At 53.9% G+C, this 15846-nt stretch carries 20 protein-coding genes and 1 riboswitch; of the genes, 14 read left to right on the plus strand and 6 right to left on the minus strand.

The genetic code is table 11. The annotated features are described in order from the left end of the window. The first annotated feature begins 16 nt into the window (after window positions 1-16). Together DYE26_RS04380 and DYE26_RS04385 are read left to right on the plus strand one after the other, a co-directional pair. Window positions 17-931, plus strand: coding sequence for an ABC transporter permease (locus DYE26_RS04380; protein ID WP_036622519.1), 915 nt, complete (start codon window positions 17-19; stop codon window positions 929-931). Then, entirely contained in the window at window positions 931-1728 is a 798-nt protein-coding gene (locus DYE26_RS04385) for an ABC transporter ATP-binding protein (protein ID WP_036622521.1), read from the plus strand. Before DYE26_RS04380 ends, DYE26_RS04385 begins: the two co-directional genes overlap by 1 nt. A gap of 319 nt (window positions 1729-2047) precedes the next feature. On the opposite strand, the gene DYE26_RS04390 is transcribed toward DYE26_RS04385, so the two are convergent. Next, a complete protein-coding gene (locus tag DYE26_RS04390) occupies window positions 2048-2407 on the minus strand; it encodes a DUF2512 family protein (protein WP_082207750.1) in 360 nt (119 codons plus the stop codon). 174 nt (window positions 2408-2581) lie between these two features. Here DYE26_RS04390 and DYE26_RS04395 point away from each other — a divergent pair, with 174 nt between their 5' ends. From DYE26_RS04395 to DYE26_RS04410, 4 genes are read left to right on the plus strand one after another with little or no spacing between them, the layout of a single operon-like run. Continuing rightward, window positions 2582-2884, plus strand: coding sequence for an antibiotic biosynthesis monooxygenase family protein (locus DYE26_RS04395; protein ID WP_036622525.1), 303 nt, complete (start codon window positions 2582-2584; stop codon window positions 2882-2884). A gap of 38 nt (window positions 2885-2922) precedes the next feature. Further along, a complete protein-coding gene (locus tag DYE26_RS04400) occupies window positions 2923-3435 on the plus strand; it encodes a GNAT family N-acetyltransferase (protein WP_036622527.1) in 513 nt (170 codons plus the stop codon). Window positions 3436-3464: 29 nt separating this feature from the next. After that, entirely contained in the window at window positions 3465-4073 is a 609-nt protein-coding gene (locus DYE26_RS04405; protein WP_036628044.1) for a TVP38/TMEM64 family protein, read from the plus strand. Window positions 4074-4099: 26 nt separating this feature from the next. Next, a complete protein-coding gene (locus tag DYE26_RS04410) occupies window positions 4100-5341 on the plus strand; it encodes an MFS transporter (RefSeq protein WP_051985404.1) in 1242 nt (413 codons plus the stop codon). A gap of 79 nt (window positions 5342-5420) precedes the next feature. Here DYE26_RS04410 and DYE26_RS04415 read toward each other — a convergent pair whose 3' ends face one another. Continuing rightward, on the minus strand, window positions 5421-6119 hold the full coding sequence (locus tag DYE26_RS04415) for a metal-dependent hydrolase (protein ID WP_036622529.1): 699 nt from the start codon (window positions 6117-6119) through the stop codon (window positions 5421-5423). A gap of 182 nt (window positions 6120-6301) precedes the next feature. Here DYE26_RS04415 and DYE26_RS04420 point away from each other — a divergent pair, with 182 nt between their 5' ends. The 8 genes from DYE26_RS04420 to rpoD all read left to right on the plus strand — a co-directional run bounded on the left by DYE26_RS04420 (window position 6302) and on the right by rpoD (window position 12941). Further along, complete coding sequence (locus tag DYE26_RS04420; protein ID WP_036622531.1) at window positions 6302-7618, plus strand: SPFH domain-containing protein; 1317 nt, start codon at window positions 6302-6304, stop codon at window positions 7616-7618. Between the two features lie 5 nt (window positions 7619-7623). Continuing rightward, entirely contained in the window at window positions 7624-8361 is a 738-nt protein-coding gene (locus DYE26_RS04425) for a hypothetical protein (RefSeq protein ID WP_127463439.1), read from the plus strand. A 29-nt stretch (window positions 8362-8390) separates the two neighbouring features. Then, window positions 8391-8900 carry a hypothetical protein gene (locus tag DYE26_RS04430; RefSeq protein ID WP_036622535.1) on the plus strand — a complete coding sequence of 170 codons (510 nt, stop codon included), beginning with the start codon at window positions 8391-8393 and terminating at the stop codon, window positions 8898-8900. 489 nt (window positions 8901-9389) lie between these two features. After that, window positions 9390-10184, plus strand: a complete 795-nt coding sequence (locus DYE26_RS04435; protein WP_036622537.1) for a helix-turn-helix domain-containing protein — start codon at window positions 9390-9392, stop codon at window positions 10182-10184. A gap of 87 nt (window positions 10185-10271) precedes the next feature. After that, window positions 10272-10697: a VOC family protein gene (locus tag DYE26_RS04440; RefSeq protein WP_036622539.1), complete on the plus strand. Its 426-nt coding sequence runs from the start codon at window positions 10272-10274 to the stop codon at window positions 10695-10697. A gap of 173 nt (window positions 10698-10870) precedes the next feature. Then, entirely contained in the window at window positions 10871-11026 is a 156-nt protein-coding gene (locus tag DYE26_RS33275) for a hypothetical protein (RefSeq protein ID WP_164815249.1), read from the plus strand. Window positions 11027-11149: 123 nt separating this feature from the next. Continuing rightward, window positions 11150-11788 carry a DsbA family oxidoreductase gene (locus DYE26_RS04450; protein WP_036622543.1) on the plus strand — a complete coding sequence of 213 codons (639 nt, stop codon included), beginning with the start codon at window positions 11150-11152 and terminating at the stop codon, window positions 11786-11788. Between the two features lie 259 nt (window positions 11789-12047). After that, window positions 12048-12941 carry an RNA polymerase sigma factor RpoD gene (gene rpoD / locus DYE26_RS04455; RefSeq protein ID WP_036622545.1) on the plus strand — a complete coding sequence of 298 codons (894 nt, stop codon included), beginning with the start codon at window positions 12048-12050 and terminating at the stop codon, window positions 12939-12941. A 58-nt stretch (window positions 12942-12999) separates the two neighbouring features. Here rpoD and DYE26_RS04460 read toward each other — a convergent pair whose 3' ends face one another. The 4 genes from DYE26_RS04460 to DYE26_RS04475 all read right to left on the minus strand — a co-directional run bounded on the left by DYE26_RS04460 (window position 13000) and on the right by DYE26_RS04475 (window position 15520). After that, entirely contained in the window at window positions 13000-14100 is a 1101-nt protein-coding gene (locus DYE26_RS04460) for a hypothetical protein (protein ID WP_036622546.1), read from the minus strand. Between the two features lie 94 nt (window positions 14101-14194). After that, window positions 14195-14560 carry a fluoride efflux transporter CrcB gene (gene crcB / locus DYE26_RS04465; protein WP_036622548.1) on the minus strand — a complete coding sequence of 122 codons (366 nt, stop codon included), beginning with the start codon at window positions 14558-14560 and terminating at the stop codon, window positions 14195-14197. Then, window positions 14557-14946 (minus strand): fluoride efflux transporter CrcB, encoded by a 390-nt coding sequence (gene crcB / locus DYE26_RS04470; RefSeq protein ID WP_036622550.1) that lies wholly within the window; start codon window positions 14944-14946, stop codon window positions 14557-14559. Before crcB (DYE26_RS04470) ends, crcB (DYE26_RS04465) begins: the two co-directional genes overlap by 4 nt. Window positions 14947-14988: 42 nt before the next feature. Further along, a riboswitch (Fluoride riboswitch) is annotated at window positions 14989-15049 on the minus strand. A 57-nt stretch (window positions 15050-15106) separates the two neighbouring features. After that, on the minus strand, window positions 15107-15520 hold the full coding sequence (locus tag DYE26_RS04475; protein ID WP_036622552.1) for a DUF4183 domain-containing protein: 414 nt from the start codon (window positions 15518-15520) through the stop codon (window positions 15107-15109). Between the last annotated feature and the right edge of the window lie 326 nt (window positions 15521-15846).

A 15846-nucleotide genomic window follows, 5' to 3' on the forward strand; every position in this document is an offset into this window, starting at 1 on the left:
CGGGGGAGGTACTAATATGTTAAATTCACTGCTGGGAGCGCTGGAATCCGGACTGCTCTATGCGGTGATGGCGCTGGGCGTATACATTACGTTTCGGATTCTGGATTTTCCGGATTTGACCGTGGACGGCAGTTTTACGACCGGCGGCGCCATCGCCGCCGTAATGATCTCAGGGGGAATCTCCCCCTGGATCGCCACAGCGGCCGCTTTCTTCGGCGGGATGGCCGCCGGCGCCCTGACCGGGCTCATTCATACCAAAGGCCGCATTAACGGTCTGTTGTCCGGGATATTGATGATGATCGCGCTGTACTCCATCAATATGCGGATTATGGGCAAACCGAACGTGGCATTGCTCGGCGAAGATACGATTTTCACATCGGTTTCGCCGCTTGTGCTGATGCCGTTTGTGGTAATTGCGATCAAACTGCTGCTGGACCTGTTCCTGCGCACCGAGCTTGGCCTCGCGCTGCGGGCGACCGGGGACAATCAGCGGATGATCCGCAGCTTCGGCACCCACACCGACAACACGATTATTTTGGGCCTCAGCTTGTCCAACGGTCTCGTGGCGGTGTCGGGGGCGCTGATCGCCCAGCAATCGGGATTTTCCGATATCTCTTCAGGGATCGGGATGATCGTCATCGGCCTCGCTTCCGTCATTATCGGCGAAGCGATTTTCGGATCGCGCACGGTATTTTGGGCGACGCTGGCCGCCATTCTCGGTTCGGTCGTTTACCGGGTCGTCGTGGCGCTTGCGCTGCGCGTCGAATGGCTGGAACAAACCGACCTGAAGCTGATCACGGCGATCATCGTCATTATCGCTCTGGTGCTGCCGACCGTGAGCAGATCGCTTAAGCAAAAAAGCCTGGCCCGGGAGCGGGCCGCCGAAATCACCGGTTCGTCCGGGCGGAAAAGCTTGGGAGGTGGGCTCTGATGCTGCAGCTTTCCCGCGTGTCCAAGCTGTTTCATCCCGGAACGCCGGACGAGAAAATCGCCCTGATCGACATTAATCTGCATTTGGCCCCAGGAGATTTCGTGACGGTCATCGGCAGCAACGGTGCAGGCAAATCGACGCTGATGAACGTAATTTCGGGCGTCATTAAGCCCGACGCCGGCGAAATCCGCATCGGCGGCGCCGATGTCGGACATCTGCCGGAGTACAAACGGAGCCGCTGGATCAGCCGCGTGTTTCAGGATCCGATGGCCGGGACGGCGCCGCATATGACGATTGAGGAGAATCTGGCGATGGCCTATGCCCGCGGCAAGCGGCGCGGCCTGGGCTTTGGCGTCACCGCCAAGCGGCGGGCGATGTTCCAGGAGCAGCTAAGCCGGCTCGGGATCGGGCTGGAAGGCCGGCTGCGCGCTAAAGTCGGCACGCTGTCCGGCGGCGAACGCCAGGCGCTCAGCCTGCTGATGGCGACGTTCACCGAGCCGCAGATTTTGCTGCTCGACGAGCACACGGCCGCGCTCGACCCGGCCCGCGCCGAGCTGGTTACGCAGCTGACCCGCGACATCGTCAGCGAACTTAAACTGACGACGCTGATGGTCACGCATAATATGGAGCAGGCGATTCGCCTCGGCAACCGCCTGATCATGATGGACGGCGGGCGCATCATCCTCGATGTGGACGAGTCGCGCAAACGCGACCTGACCATGGAGCGATTGCTCGGCGAATTCGAGCGGATCAGCGGGCATAAGCTGTCCGACGACCGCGTAGTTTTAGGAGGCTAGCCATCGCCTTAAAGAATAAAAAGCCTGCCCGGCGGAGCATTCGCGGGGCAGGCTTTTTTTGTTAACGGAGCGGTGGGACCAACTGCAAAAGCGCATTTGAATTTCTGTTCAAACTCCGTTTTTCGGCGATTGAAATGCAAAAGAACATCTGAATATCAGCGATTTGATCAAAAAGTGACTTTAGCCGGAAATGAACTGCACATTTGCATTTGAACCTCCTGTTTCGGGGAGTTTCGACGAAATTCGCCTGCACTTTTGCATTTCGTGGGATTTTACCCCCTTAAAAGTACGTCGCTTGGCGTTTTCGGGTTTAATAATTTTACCCCCGCACTCGTACGCTGCTGTCGTTCCGGATGCCGTCTTTGAGCAGCCACCGGTGAAAGAAATATTCAAACACGCCGACAACGACGGTGATGGCCAAAATCTCCCCGGGCGAAAGCGTCCACCCCGCGCTGGCGGCAATCGCCCATAACATCAGATACACAAGCACGGCGTCTACCAGCGTGGCGATGGCGTTGTTGGTACGCGGGAGAATAAACAAGTCCCCGAATAAATAAGCCAAAATGGCCAACGCTATAGCTGTCATCAGCGCCCCGACCAGCGATGCGTTGCTCAACCACAGCAACATGGCCACGACGATAATGCCGTTTCCAAGCAGTTTGACGAAAAATTTACTCACGGTAATGCACCTCCTTCTGCCTGCCGTTAATTTCCCCGGCTTAAAGGCGGAGTATGCGCGAAATAAACGAAGGAGCGACTAATAAATTGTTAAGGGGCGAAGCGGCCGCGGCAATTTCGATTCATAAAGCGCTTAGTCCGTGCTATAATCAGCCTTACGAAGGAGATGAGGAGAATGATTCTTGAAGTAGCGGAACTACACGTAAAACCCGGGATGATCAACGAATTTGAAAGCAATTTCCGCAAAGCGTCGAAGATTATCGCCCAGACGGAAGGCTATATTGAACACGAGCTGCATAAATGCGTGGAAACGGAAAACAAATATATTCTGCTCGTGAGATGGCAGTCGATTACGGCGCACGAGGTCGGGTTCCGAAAGTCGCCGCATTACGAGGAGTGGAAAGCGCTGCTGCACCACTTTTACGATCCTTTTCCGACGGTGGAGCACTACGTTCAGATCAGGCATGAAACGGATTAACGGAATTACGGGAGAAAGGAAGTCGGGAGCGGATACATATGCCTACGGACATGGAATATACGGTTGAGGACGCAACTTTGCAAGATTTGCCGGCGATCGTCGCCATTTACAACGAAACGATTGCCGGGCGGATGGTCACCGCCGATCTGGAGCCGGTTACGGTGGAAAGCAGGCGGAAATGGTTTGAGGAGCACTCCCCGGATTCCCGCCCCCTCTGGGTCATGAAATCAGGCGGACGCATCGTCGCCTGGCTCAGCTTTCAATCCTTTTACGGCCGCCCGGCCTACAACGCTACCGCCGAGATCAGTATTTATATTAGCGGCGAGTATCGTTCCCGCGGTATTGGCAGTATCTTGCTGAACAAGGCAATTGCGGCTTGCCCGGGCATTCGGGTGAAGACTTTGCTTGGTTTTGTGTTTGCCCATAACGAGCCGAGCTTGTCCCTGCTGCGCAAATTCGGTTTTGAAGAGTGGGCGTTTTTGCCGCGGGTAGCCAATTTGGACGGGGTGGAGAGGGACCTTGTCATTTTGGGAAGAAGGGTTGAAGCGTAGCGAAATTTTTGCGATTGGGGAAAAAGAAGTTGAACGAATGGATTAAACAAATCACGGATTGGTTTCTGCAGACGACAGGCTTGACCGGTTATTCCATCCTGCTGCTGACGATACCTTTAGCCGTCGTGCAAGGGTTGTTCGGCTTTTTCCCGTTCGCCACGATCGTGATGCTGCATATCTCGCTGCTTGGCATCGCCGGCGGCCTCGCGGCCAGTTGGATTGCCGGAAGCGCGGCGGGAATGATCGTATATTTGCTGTGCAGGTATTTGTTCACCGACTGGTTTAACCGGAAATGGATGAGCCGTTTGAGGAAATACGAGAAATGGCAAAAAGGTTTGGATCGGTACGGGGTGTGGGCCGTTATTTTTCTTCGCACGGTGCCGATTATGCCGAACAACTTGATTTCGTTTATGGCGGCGATTTCCAATTTAAGACTGTGGTCGTACACTTGGTCGAACGTGGTCGGGAACTTGTCCAGCATCTGGCTGTTCGGGATCTTAAGCGCGCCGCTCGTGTTCCCGGGCGTCGATTTGCGGCAGCTGATCTTGTTATACGCCGCGTTTTTGCTGGCGCTTGGCGCCGCTTTTTACCTGAGAAACCGGAAGATGGCTGGAAAAGATCGCGGCATGATGACTTAGATGCTTACGGATAGGGGGCAATGAATATGAATGCCACAACAGGGGACGCCATAGATACGAAATCGGCGCCCAAACAAAGAAAACTGCTGCTGAGCGCCGGTCTCAGCTGGATGTTCGACGCCATGGACGTCGGCATCATCTCGTTTATCGCCGCCGCTTTGGCGGCGGAATGGAGTTTGACTCCGGAGCAGACCGGATTTTTTACGAGCATCAATTCGGTCGGAATGGCCTTTGGTGCGGCGGTCGCCGGGTTTATGGCGGACAAGTTCGGGCGGAAATCCGTGCTGTTGTGGACGCTGCTTATATTTTCGGCGGCGAGCGGCTTGTCGGCGGCGGCAACCGGTTTTGCCGTACTATGCGTGCTGCGCTTTATCGCGGGGTTTGGGCTCGGGGGAGAGCTGCCGGTGGCCTCCACGCTCGTTTCCGAGTCCGTTCCCGCCAAAGAGCGGGGGCGGGCGGTAGTGCTGCTCGAAAGCTTTTGGGCGGCCGGCTGGATTGCGTCGGCACTCATTTCCTATTTCGTTATTCCCAAATGGGGTTGGCAGGCGGCGTTCCTGATCGGCGCGGTCCCGGCGCTTTACGCGTTATATTTGCGCAAATCGATTCAGGAGCCGGTACGCTACCGGGAACAGGCCGCCGGAAGGAAAGGGCAGGCGCCGTCCTTCGGCAAACGGTTCGCCTCCGTATGGGCAGGGCCGCACCGGCGTTCCACCGTCATGCTGTGGGTGCTGTGGTTTACCGTCGTTTTTTCGTATTACGGCATGTTTTTGTGGCTGCCCTCGGTAATGGTGCTCAAAGGCTTCAGCCTGGTCAAAAGCTTTGAATATGTCTTGATCATCACGCTGGCCCAGCTTCCCGGTTATTTCACGGCTGCGTACTTCATCGAAAAGTTCGGCCGCAAATTCGTGCTGGTGCTTTATTTGCTGCTGACCGCCGCCAGCGCGGCCTGGTTCGGAGCCGCCACCAGCGAAGGGATGCTGATGGCCGCCGGCATCTGTCTGTCCTTCTTCAATCTGGGAGCATGGGGCGGCATGTACGCCTATACGCCCGAGCTGTATCCGACCTCGGTTCGCTCCACGGGAGTGGGCCTGGCCGCGTCGTTTGGCCGGATCGGAGGGATCATTGCGCCTTATCTCGTCGGCATGCTGGTTGCCCGGCATGTGGCGGTCGGTTCGATTTTTTGGCTGTTTTTCGTGACGATCGTGATCGGAGCGCTGGCCGTATGGTGGCTGGGGACGGAAACGAAAGGGAAGGAATTGGCGGACTGAACTTGGATGTTTTAAAAAAACAGGCCCTCGGAGGATACTTTAGGTAAGTATCGGCCGGGGCCTGCCTCTTAATGGGCGTTTAATTCCATGTCTCGGTATTCAGGGTTTGTGTCGGCTTTAAGAAGTGGCCTTGAATGCCGATTTTCTGCAATTCGGAAACAAAACGTTCCCCATCCTGGCGGATCAGCTCGAAGGTATTGTAGTGTACCGGGACGACATGTTTGGCATTGACCCACTCGGCCGCGACCAGCGCGTCCTCCGGTCCCATCGTGAAATGATCGCCGATCGGCAGAAACGCCAGATCGATTGGCCGGCGGCTGCCGATCAGCTTCATGTCGCTGAACAAAGCCGTGTCCCCCGCATGATACAAGGTCAGATCGCCCAGCTCCAACACGATGCCCGCGGCGACGCCAAAATAAAGGCTGACGCCGTCCTCCCGAGTCACCGACGTGCTGTGCAGCGCCGGCACCCATTTCAGTTTGCCGAACGGCAATTGGATGGAGCCGCCCAGGTTCATCCCGATCGTCTGCAGCCCGGCATGGGCGAAATAGTTCGCCAGCTCGACGATCGCGACGATGGGGGCATGGTTGCGTCTTGAAATGCTGTCCGCATCGCTGATATGGTCGGAGTGCCCGTGGGTCAGCAGGACGTAATCCGCTTTGATCTCATCGGCCGCCGCTCCCGCCAGCGGGTTGCCGGTCAGAAAAGGATCGATGATGATTTGATGTTTTCCCGTATCCAAATGGATGCAGGAGTGCCCCAAGTATGTGATTTTCATGCCTATCACCTCATTGGAAAAGATATCCTTCCTAAATTATTATACCCTCCGCCCGCGGGCCTGTCACATGCCATAGAAGTTTCATACCAAAAACCTAGTCGCAAAGCAGGATATGTCTATGAATACCCCGAATATAACCATAGCGGATTTTGTCATTATTTTGAATAAGGGGAATTTAACAAATGGCTTTGATTGATGTAGTCAAATACGACGGATCTCCGGATGTTTTCGCCTGGAAGCATCCCGAGGCGGAGCTAAGCACTTGGACGCAGCTGATCGTAAATCAGTCCCAGGAAGCGATTCTGTTCAAGGACGGCAAAGCGCTTGATTTGTTTGGTGCGGGAAGACATACGCTGATGACGGCGAATATTCCGATTTTAAACAACATTATCAACCTCCCGTTTGGAGGAACTTCTCCGTTTGCGGCCGAGGTCTGGTATGTCAACAAAGCAAGCTCGCTGGATGTAAAATGGGGAACGCCCAAACCGATCCATGTGCAGGATCCCAAGTACAATGTCCTGGTTCCCGTAAGAGCTTTTGGGCAGTTTGGGGTGCAGATCGCGGATTCCCGGAAATTTCTGGTGAAGCTGATCGGCACGCTTGCGGAATTTAACCAGCAACATTTGGTGGAGTATTTTCGGGGCGTCGTCACGATGAATATCAACTCGACGTTAACCTCTTATTTGGTACATAAAAAAGTAAGCATTTTGGAGATCAACGCGTACATCGGCGAAATGTCCGCGCATTTTCAAGCGGCAATGACCCCTGTACTTGAGGAATACGGCATTAGCCTGCTCAATTTTTACGTCAACAGCATCAATGTGCCCGAGGATGACCCGTCCGTCGTCCGTTTGCGGGATGCTTTGGCCAAAAAGGCGGAAATGGATATCATCGGCTTCAGCTATCAGCAGGAAAGAACGTTTGATACCCTGGAAGGCGCGGCCAAAAATGAAGGAGGCGCCAATGCGGGACTGATGGGGGCCGGTATCGGAATGGGCATGGGTTACAGCATCGGAGGTCCGCTCGGCCATGAAATGTCCCGCATGACCCAAGTGCTGCGCGCATCGGGGGAATCCTGCAAATGCCCCAATTGCCAGCATATGAACCCGGATCAATCGATCTTTTGCAGCCAGTGCGGAGCATCGTTGGCCGGAGCGGGAGGGAAGCCGGAAGCGGAACCGGTCATCGCTTGCAATCGCTGCGGCACGGCGTTAATGAAGGCCTCCAAGTTCTGTCCAAACTGCGGAGACCCGTATAACGCATGCCCCACTTGCGGGGCGGATAATCCCGAGAACGCCGCCGAGTGCGTCAAGTGCCGGTCTCCTTTGCCGAAACGCTGCCCCAAATGCAGCCATCAGGTAAGCGGGGACAGCAAATTTTGCGGAAACTGCGGTTCGGAATTAACGTTAAAATGCTACAACTGCCAACATGAGCTTCAGCCGAGTCAGAAATTTTGTCCGGAATGCGGCTCGGATCAAACGAAGGGAAGGGAGGGATAATGCGGTTGCGACGGTATGCGGCCGCTTCACTCATCGTATTGATCCTGTACCTTGTTGGACTTGTCTCCACCATTTCGGTATTCGCCATCATCCGGCAGGGGAGAATGGATTCTTTTTCGGCGTGGATTTCCCTGGGTGCCCTGATTTTGGCCGAAACCGTGATGTGGCAGTATGTTACCTATTGGATAAACCATAACGAACGCGTAAAGAGAAATATTCCCGGTTTTCTGGCACTCGGAACCATCGCCGCCGCTTATTTGATCGCCGTTTTCGTGTATTCATTTATTGCGGGGATCGATGGCCGGTTTTTGAGCGGATTGGTGCTGCTGCACATTCTAACCTTGACGATTGCCGTGCTGCTTGGAGGAGCGGTTTTGCTGTTCCTGAACTACACGCTGAAAAGCGACGAAACCACTCAATCGCAGCTAATCCATTTGTATGAGATCGAGTCCGGCCTCAAAAGCCTGCTGATGAAGATCGAGGCTTACGGAGAGGCGGGAACCGGAGACATCAAATCCTTTCTAACGAAACTGATCGAACAAGTTCGTTTCAGCGATCCGGTCGTCCCGGATACGCTGGCCTATCTGGACCAGGATCTTTTGTTCCGCATCGATATGCTCAAAGAGGAGCTGCAGCAAGGGGAGAAGGAGCAGCGTCTCGCTCCAGAGTCCGTTCTTTTGCGTCTGCAAGAACTAAAGCATCTGCTGGACGATCGCAACGCCCGATTGCTGCTGTCCAAATAGTTATGTGTACGGTTGATTAGGAGGACCACATGAAATCATTCTTTAAAAATTTGTTCGGAGTTATTTGCACGGTCCTGGCCGGCCTTTTAGGAAGCATATTTTTAATCGTTCTTCTCGCCGCTGAAGATCCGGATACGATATTAATCGTAGCTTTAGTTTTGCTGATTCCGGCAGGCCTATTTCTCTTTCTTGGCATTCTTTTGTTTAAAGGCTCCAAGAAAAAAGTGATTCCAACGTATTCAGGGCCTCCCGGATCCCGTCCTTATCCGCAGCAAAGACAAAGACCGGGCTCGCCATCGCCGGGGGCTTCTTCGCCATCATTTACGCCTATTGACTTAGACCCTGAGGTGGTCAAAGGCGCCGCCGAATTTATGAGTTCCCTTTTTGGCGGGCAGCAAATGGATGTAATAGAGAAACCTCCTGCTCCAAAAGAGCCTGTTTCCCTCGATTGCCCGGGCTGCGGGGCCAAAACGGTGGTGTATCCCGATAAGCCGGCGACTTGCGAGTACTGCGGTACGGTGATTCCATATAAGGATTGATAAATGACAAGGGACAAACCAAGAGGTTTGCCCTTTTTTTATGCGAAGTGAGAAAAAAGGTTGGTTGTAAGAGCTAAAGGGCTCCATAGGGACCTTATTTGCGGAAAAACGGAGGTTTGCAAAATGTAAAGGACAGATGGAATAGCGCGCAAGGTGTACCAGAGATTTTGTGTAGGCGTTAATGCAACGCCAGTGGAAGGTAGCCGGAAAATAGGCGGATAAGGTCGCTGAAGTCTGTTGCGCGCCACAAATTTGAAAGAGCCGAAGTACCAGGTGGTGCTGCTTAGGAAAAAGGGGGAAGGGTACTACAACGTATGGGTTTACATGACAAAGGACCTCGTCAGCGGTGAGTTTTTTTATCTGATCTGATGTGATCAAATTTATAGCATTTTTAAAAGTAACGCTAGACTAACCCGCCGCCGGCAGATAAACTAGAATTGGAAATTTTAACTGGATAGGTCCTTGAAGCCCCAAAGAAAGGTGGTCCGGATGACAGAACGGTATCCCGAAATCGATGAGGTTATCGCCTACATTCAGCAGAACATTCACGAGCCGCTCCCGTTGTCCAAATTGGCCAAATATGCGGCGTACAGTCCGTTTCATTTTTCGCGCATTTTTAAAGAACGAATGGGACTGCCCCCGCTGTATTACGTCTCCGCCATGCGTTTGCAAAAGGCAAAGGACCTGCTGCTGCGGACGGACATGACGATCCGCGACATCGGTTTGGAAATCGGCCAGCAGAGCCTTGGCACCTTCACGACCCGCTTCACCGAACGGGTTGGCATGACTCCGTCGGATTTTCGCAATTCCACCCGTCATGCCGGCGATCTGCTGCGCTCGTTGCAGCATTTTAATGAAGGCAGGCTAAGAGGCTGGAAGATGAACCGGCCGGGGAATATCGGTGGGACGGTGCAGGCGGCGTCGGCTTTTTCCGGGGTGATCTTTATCGGGCTGTTTGCCAAACCGATTCCGGAAGGACTGCCCCTTTACGGTACTTTGCTGTTTTCCTTGGGGGAGTTTTGCTTCACCGCCGTCAAGCCGGGCACTTATTATCTGATGGCGACTTCTCTCGATTGGGGCACGAATGCCAATGATATTTTGCTGCCGCAGCGTACGCTGCGGACGCGCTTTCACCATCCGATCGCCGTTAAACCGGGGATTCCGGTGCCTTATCAAGAGGTTATGCTGTACCCTCCGCGGGCCGACGACCCGCCGATTCTGATATCGCTTTCCGTGCTGATGAATCGTTTTTTAAGGAGATCGCTGCAAAAAAGCAATCGGTAAGAAATTTTTGGCTCGGAGAAAAGGTACAATGTTACGGGACATACTGATGAGGAAGTCAGAATCCAACACCAAAGGAGCACGTACAATATGACAATGCGGTTAACCCCTTATCTCGTGATGGACGGCAACGCCAAGGAAGCCATTTCATTTTACGAAAAAGCTTTGGAAGCTAAGGTCATTATGCTTCAATCGTTTGGAGAAATGCCGGAAAATCCCGAATTTCCACTGCCGGAGGCAGCGAAGGACCGCGTCTCCCATGCGCTGCTGAAAGTCGGAGAATCCGAGATGATGTTTTCGGACACGTTTCCGGGCCAGCCTCACCAAAGCGGAACTCAGGTGACGATCTGCCTGACGACAAATGACGCCGAACTGGCGAAACGTATGTTTGAAGCGCTGGCTGAGGGCGGCCAAATTAATATGCCGCTTCAGGAGACGTTTTTCAGTCCGGCCTACGGTTCGCTGACCGATAAGTTTGGCGTTACGTTTCAAATTTTCGTGGAAGGAAAAATTTAATTATCCTTCAAGGCAGGCGGGACGCCGGAGCTAAAATTCCGGCGTTCTTTTTTTCATAAATGCTTGAAATTACCATATGATTTTGGAGTAATGTTTCATTTTGCGGCGGGTTGAAGCTTCCGAAACGGGGTACGCTTAAAAAAGGACTGCAGCATAGGGAGGCGTTGGCGGAAATGAAAATTATCATCACGCAAAGCGAAGCCGTGGAGAAAGGAATCTGGCCTGAAGTCAGAAAGCGGTTCGGCTTGTCCGAAGAGGATGAGGTATGGGAGCGGGAGGAGTTCATTCTCACGGAGGAAGAAGCGCGGAATTACGGGTTAATCCATTAAACGGGCCGAAAATCCCCAAGGAATGGATTGCATTACGCGGGAGCGGGCGGTTAATATGGGGTATAGACTAAGCGCCGCATGCTTTTCCGCATGCGGACGGCTTCTTGGTGGGAGGAATGAATGATGAAAATTGAAGTTTGGTCGGATTTTAGCTGCCCGTTTTGTTATATCGGGAAAAGACGTCTGGAGAAGGCGCTGGAAGCTTTTGAGCACAGGGAAGAAGTACAGGTGGTGTACCGCAGCTTTGAACTGGACCCGGAAGCTCCAAAGGACGCGGAATTAAGCATCCACGAGCTGCTGGCCGTTAAATATGGCTTAAGCCTGCTCCAGGCCAAGGAATCGAATCAGAACGTGGCGGCCCAAGCAAAGGCCGAGGGGCTCGATTATCATTTCGACACGGCCATTCCGACAAATACGTTTGACGCTCACAGGCTTTCGCATTATGCCGGGGAAAAAGGGAAGGCTAAAGAGATGACGGAAAGATTATACCGGGCTTATTTTACGGACTCATTACATATCGGCGACAGGGATACGTTGGTTCGGCTGGCGGAAGAGGCAGGGCTGGACGGCCGGGAAGCCGGGGAGGTATTGGACCAGAACCGGTACGCTGATCAGGTGCTGGGGGATGAGCGGGAAGCCCGACAGCTTGGCATCCGCGGCGTTCCGTTCGTCGTGCTGCGCGGCAAATACGCGGTGTCCGGAGCACAGCCGCTGGAAATTTTTCAAGGAGCGCTGCTGCGCGCTTGGGAGGATCAGGCATAGCTTGGAATGAATACAATGGAAAGACAAAAAACGCTGATCCGTTAAGGATCAGCGTATGTTTAGCTTTATGTAAACGACACATAAAAAATAAAACTTGTATTACTTCAATTTCTATGATAAAATGACGGATAGCCAAATCACATATGCTTCATACAATAATCTACTCAATAATAGCATAATATCAATGATTTGTCAAATGGATTTGGGCGACCCAGATAGAAAGACTTGGCAATTATTTATTTAGGGTGGGGGTCTGAAAATGACGGAGGACTTGAAGCATAATGAAACGGAATTTACCGACGACCTGACGCTGCCGCCAGGAATAAAAATCGATGACCCGGTACGTATGTATTTGAAGGAGATCGGGCGTGTTCCTTTGCTATCCGCCGAAGAGGAAATCGAACTCGCGCAGCGGATCGAAAACGGCGATGAGGATGCCAAACGCCGTTTGGCCGAAGCGAATTTACGGCTCGTCGTCAGCATAGCCCGGCGTTATGTCGGGCGCGGCATGGTTTTTTTGGATTTGATTCAAGAAGGCAATATGGGCCTGATTAAAGCGGTCGAAAAATTCGACTACTCCAAAGGCTTCAAGTTCAGCACCTATGCAACGTGGTGGATTCGCCAAGCGATTACGAGAGCGATCGCCGATCAGGCCAGAACGATCCGGATTCCGGTGCATATGGTCGAAACGATCAACAAATTGATCCGGGTTTCCCGGCAGTTGCTGCAGGAAATCGGACGGGAACCAACGCCGGAGGAAATCGCCAAGGAAATGGATATTTCGCCGGATAAAGTACGCGAGATTATGAAAATCGCCCAAGAGCCGGTTTCGCTGGAAACGCCGATCGGCGAGGAGAACGACTCGAACCTCGGCGACTTTATTGAAGATCACGACGCCCCGGCGCCCGCGGAAGCGGCGGCCTACGAACTGCTCAAGGAACAGCTGGAGGAAGTGCTCGACACGCTGACCGAACGGGAAGAAAACGTGCTTCGGCTCCGCTTCGGAATGGACGACGGGCGGACGAGAACGCTCGAAGAGGTTGGCAAGGAATTTGGCGTTACCCGGGAGCGGATCCGGCAGATTGAAGCCAAAGCGCTCCGCAAATTGAGACACCCCAGCCGCAGCAAACGGCTGAAAGACTTTATGGAATAAACCAAAGAAGCGGTCCATCGGGATTTGACCGATGGACCGCTTCTTTTTTTGCCTGCAATTATTTTCGCGTTGAACGAGAACGCCCTCTTATCAGGCTAATTTGCCCCAGGACTTTCGAGGTGAGCGGGCGAACGCTGCGATAGTTCACCTTCCGGCTCCGCTGCGCGCGAAGAAGCGCGGATTTGCCGGGACGGGCTACTCGCGATCCGAACACCTGCATAAACCAATGCACCGGATAGGAAATCGACAGGCGGCCGTTTTCGGAACCGGCAAAATTGACGGCCGCCGCCAGATTGCCGCGCTCGGTCAGCCAGACGGACCCGGAGTCGCCAGCCAGCGATACCGGGCGTTTGCCGCGAATGACGCTTTGGTCCTTGAAGGTGATCGTCCCGAGGTTGCCGTAATCGCCGTAATCGACCCGGATGTCCGTATGGATCGACTCGACGGTGCCGGTGACGACCCCGGTGGTCCGCCCGATTTTTTTGAAGCGGTCCCCGACTTTATAGGTGACGACATGCCCCGGGACGGCTCCGAAAACGGCGTAGGCCGGTTTGAGCAAATCGCGGCGCAGCGGTTTCGAGGTCGCGGCATCCAGATAATTGGCGCTTTTCTTGCGGAGCTTGACAAAGCGGTCCAGACTTCCGATCCGGTCCTTTGGGCCGCGGCCGCCGTCCGCCCCTCCCGGCTGAAGCGTTGCCGAGTATCGCGGCGTGTTGTTGTTTGCAAGCACGTGGTTGTTGCTTAGGATATAGCGGCCGCCCCCGGAACGTTTGTCGCTGACGATCAGGCCGGCGGTTCCCGATGCGGCGGAAGTACCGACGCTATACCCGGCGACGACCGGGCGGATGCGGCCGGTGAAGGTTAGCGTGGAGCGGGCGCCTGGTTTACCGTGTTTGCAAAAGCGCCGGCAACGAACGATGCGAAACGGCACGCCGGATGCGGATTTTAGCTGGAGCGGCACAGCGGGCGGCCGTTTTTTGACTTTTCTTTTTTTATGGGCGGTGGACGAAAGGGCTTCGGCGTAAACGATGATGGCGGCGCCTTTTCGCGGGCGTTTGGGATCATGCAGGCCGATGCCGACGCCGTGGATGCCTTTTCGTTTGAGCAAGCGTTTGGCAATGCGCTGCTTCAGCAAATAAGCTTTACGAAAACTGGCCAATAGGTATCACCTTTTCTCGCGTTTTTGCGGATTTGCTTTATCATATGCAGCGGCGGGAAAGGTTGACTGTCCGTGAGTTTGCCGGCTTGTTGACCTAACGGACGCACATATTGCCCAGCCAGGCAAACAGAACGCCCAGCAAAACGGAGGATATGACGTAAACGGCGGCGTTTCGCTTCCGCCCTTGCTCGATCAGGCCGATCGTTTCGTAACCGAATGTGGAAAAAGTCGTATAAGCTCCGCAAAAGCCGACCCCGAACATGAGCCAGCTCCATTCAGGGATACCGTGACGGCTATGTAAGGCTGACAAAAGACCGAGGAGGAAAGAACCGCTAAGGTTAATCGCCCAGGTCCCGTACGGGAATCCGCCGCCCATTTTGCCGGATATCCATTTTCCCAGATAATACCGCAGAAGCGTCCCCAATATGCCGCCTGCGCCAACGCCCAAGATGCCGATCATGCCGCACCTTCCCCCTGACGGCGGCGGTTCTTTCCGGCGATCCGCACGCCGAGCCCGGCCATGAGCAGGCCGCCGATCACGTTCGCCAGCGCGTAAGCGGCCGCCGTTCCGGGGCGGTTGAAGCTTAGTGCTTCCAAGGTCTGTACGGAAAAGGTGGAGAAGGTCGTAAATGCTCCGGTAAAGCCCGTTCCCAGGCCAAGGCGCAGATGGGAAGGGATTTTCCGCAGCGGTGCGATGGTAAAAAACCATCCGAGGAACAAACAGCCGGTCAAGTTGATGATGACGGTAGAGAGGGGGAAGGATCCTACAGAAGGAATCCCAACCCCTAATCCATAACGCAGCAGCGAACCGAAAAATCCGCCAACGATCAGTGCGATTACATCCAAAAGCGATCAGCCTCCTAAAAATAGACAGACCCCTACCAGCAGCAACTGGTAGGAGTCATTAGCTCGGGGAGCGGTTCAGGCGAACTCCATCGCCTTTAATACTGGGTCCATTTTAGTCGATGGAACGCGGGGAGTCAATATTACACTTTAAATGGCCGCTTTAAGTGGTAATGGTAATCGTAGGGGCGGAGATTGTGGGCTGCGTCGTAATCGTGGACGTGACATCGCCGAAGCTGTTGACTTCCAATTGAACGGGAACGCCTGCGCTGATATCCGTCGTAGCCAAAACCAGGCTTGCCGTCGTCAACGTGGACAGTGACTGCTGCTGGATCACGCCGTTGACATACACATTAAAGAAGTCGCTCCCGGTCAAGGCGGGCAAAGCGGTGACGGCCGTGTCCGTGTCATCGACGAAACTCCCGGCGGGAATGGTGATGTCCGTGGCTCCGATCATTGCGGCCGTAATCGTGGCGAAAAAGCGGGTGACGGTCGGGGAAACCGTCGTGGTGATAGCTCCGCCCGATGCAACCGGAGCGGTGGCCGTGGCGGTAAAGACGGGTTTTACTACCGGCATGGTATTACCTCCTAATCTAGAATGTTATCGAGAGACTCGATATATCACATATAATGATCAGGTTGACTTAATAGAAGCGGCGCATCTTCATCGGCAAAATATGCAATTTTTTGCGGGGGAGCAGGATATTTGTCTATTTCGCCTCTACACGAAAGCACGTATGATAATGCAGGCGAATAACGAGGCACAATACAGCATTTCCGTGTGGGAGGAATGGCAAGTGGGGAAAGGAAAGTGTGCCCCAGGGGGAAAAAGAAAGAGAGGCACGAGAAGCCGCAAAAAGAGGGCCGCCGCATATTATGCTCTGCGTGCACAAAACCGGAGAT

Origin of the sequence: Paenibacillus macerans (assembly GCF_900454495.1) — a bacterium.
GTDB lineage: Bacteria > Bacillota > Bacilli > Paenibacillales > Paenibacillaceae > Fontibacillus > Fontibacillus macerans.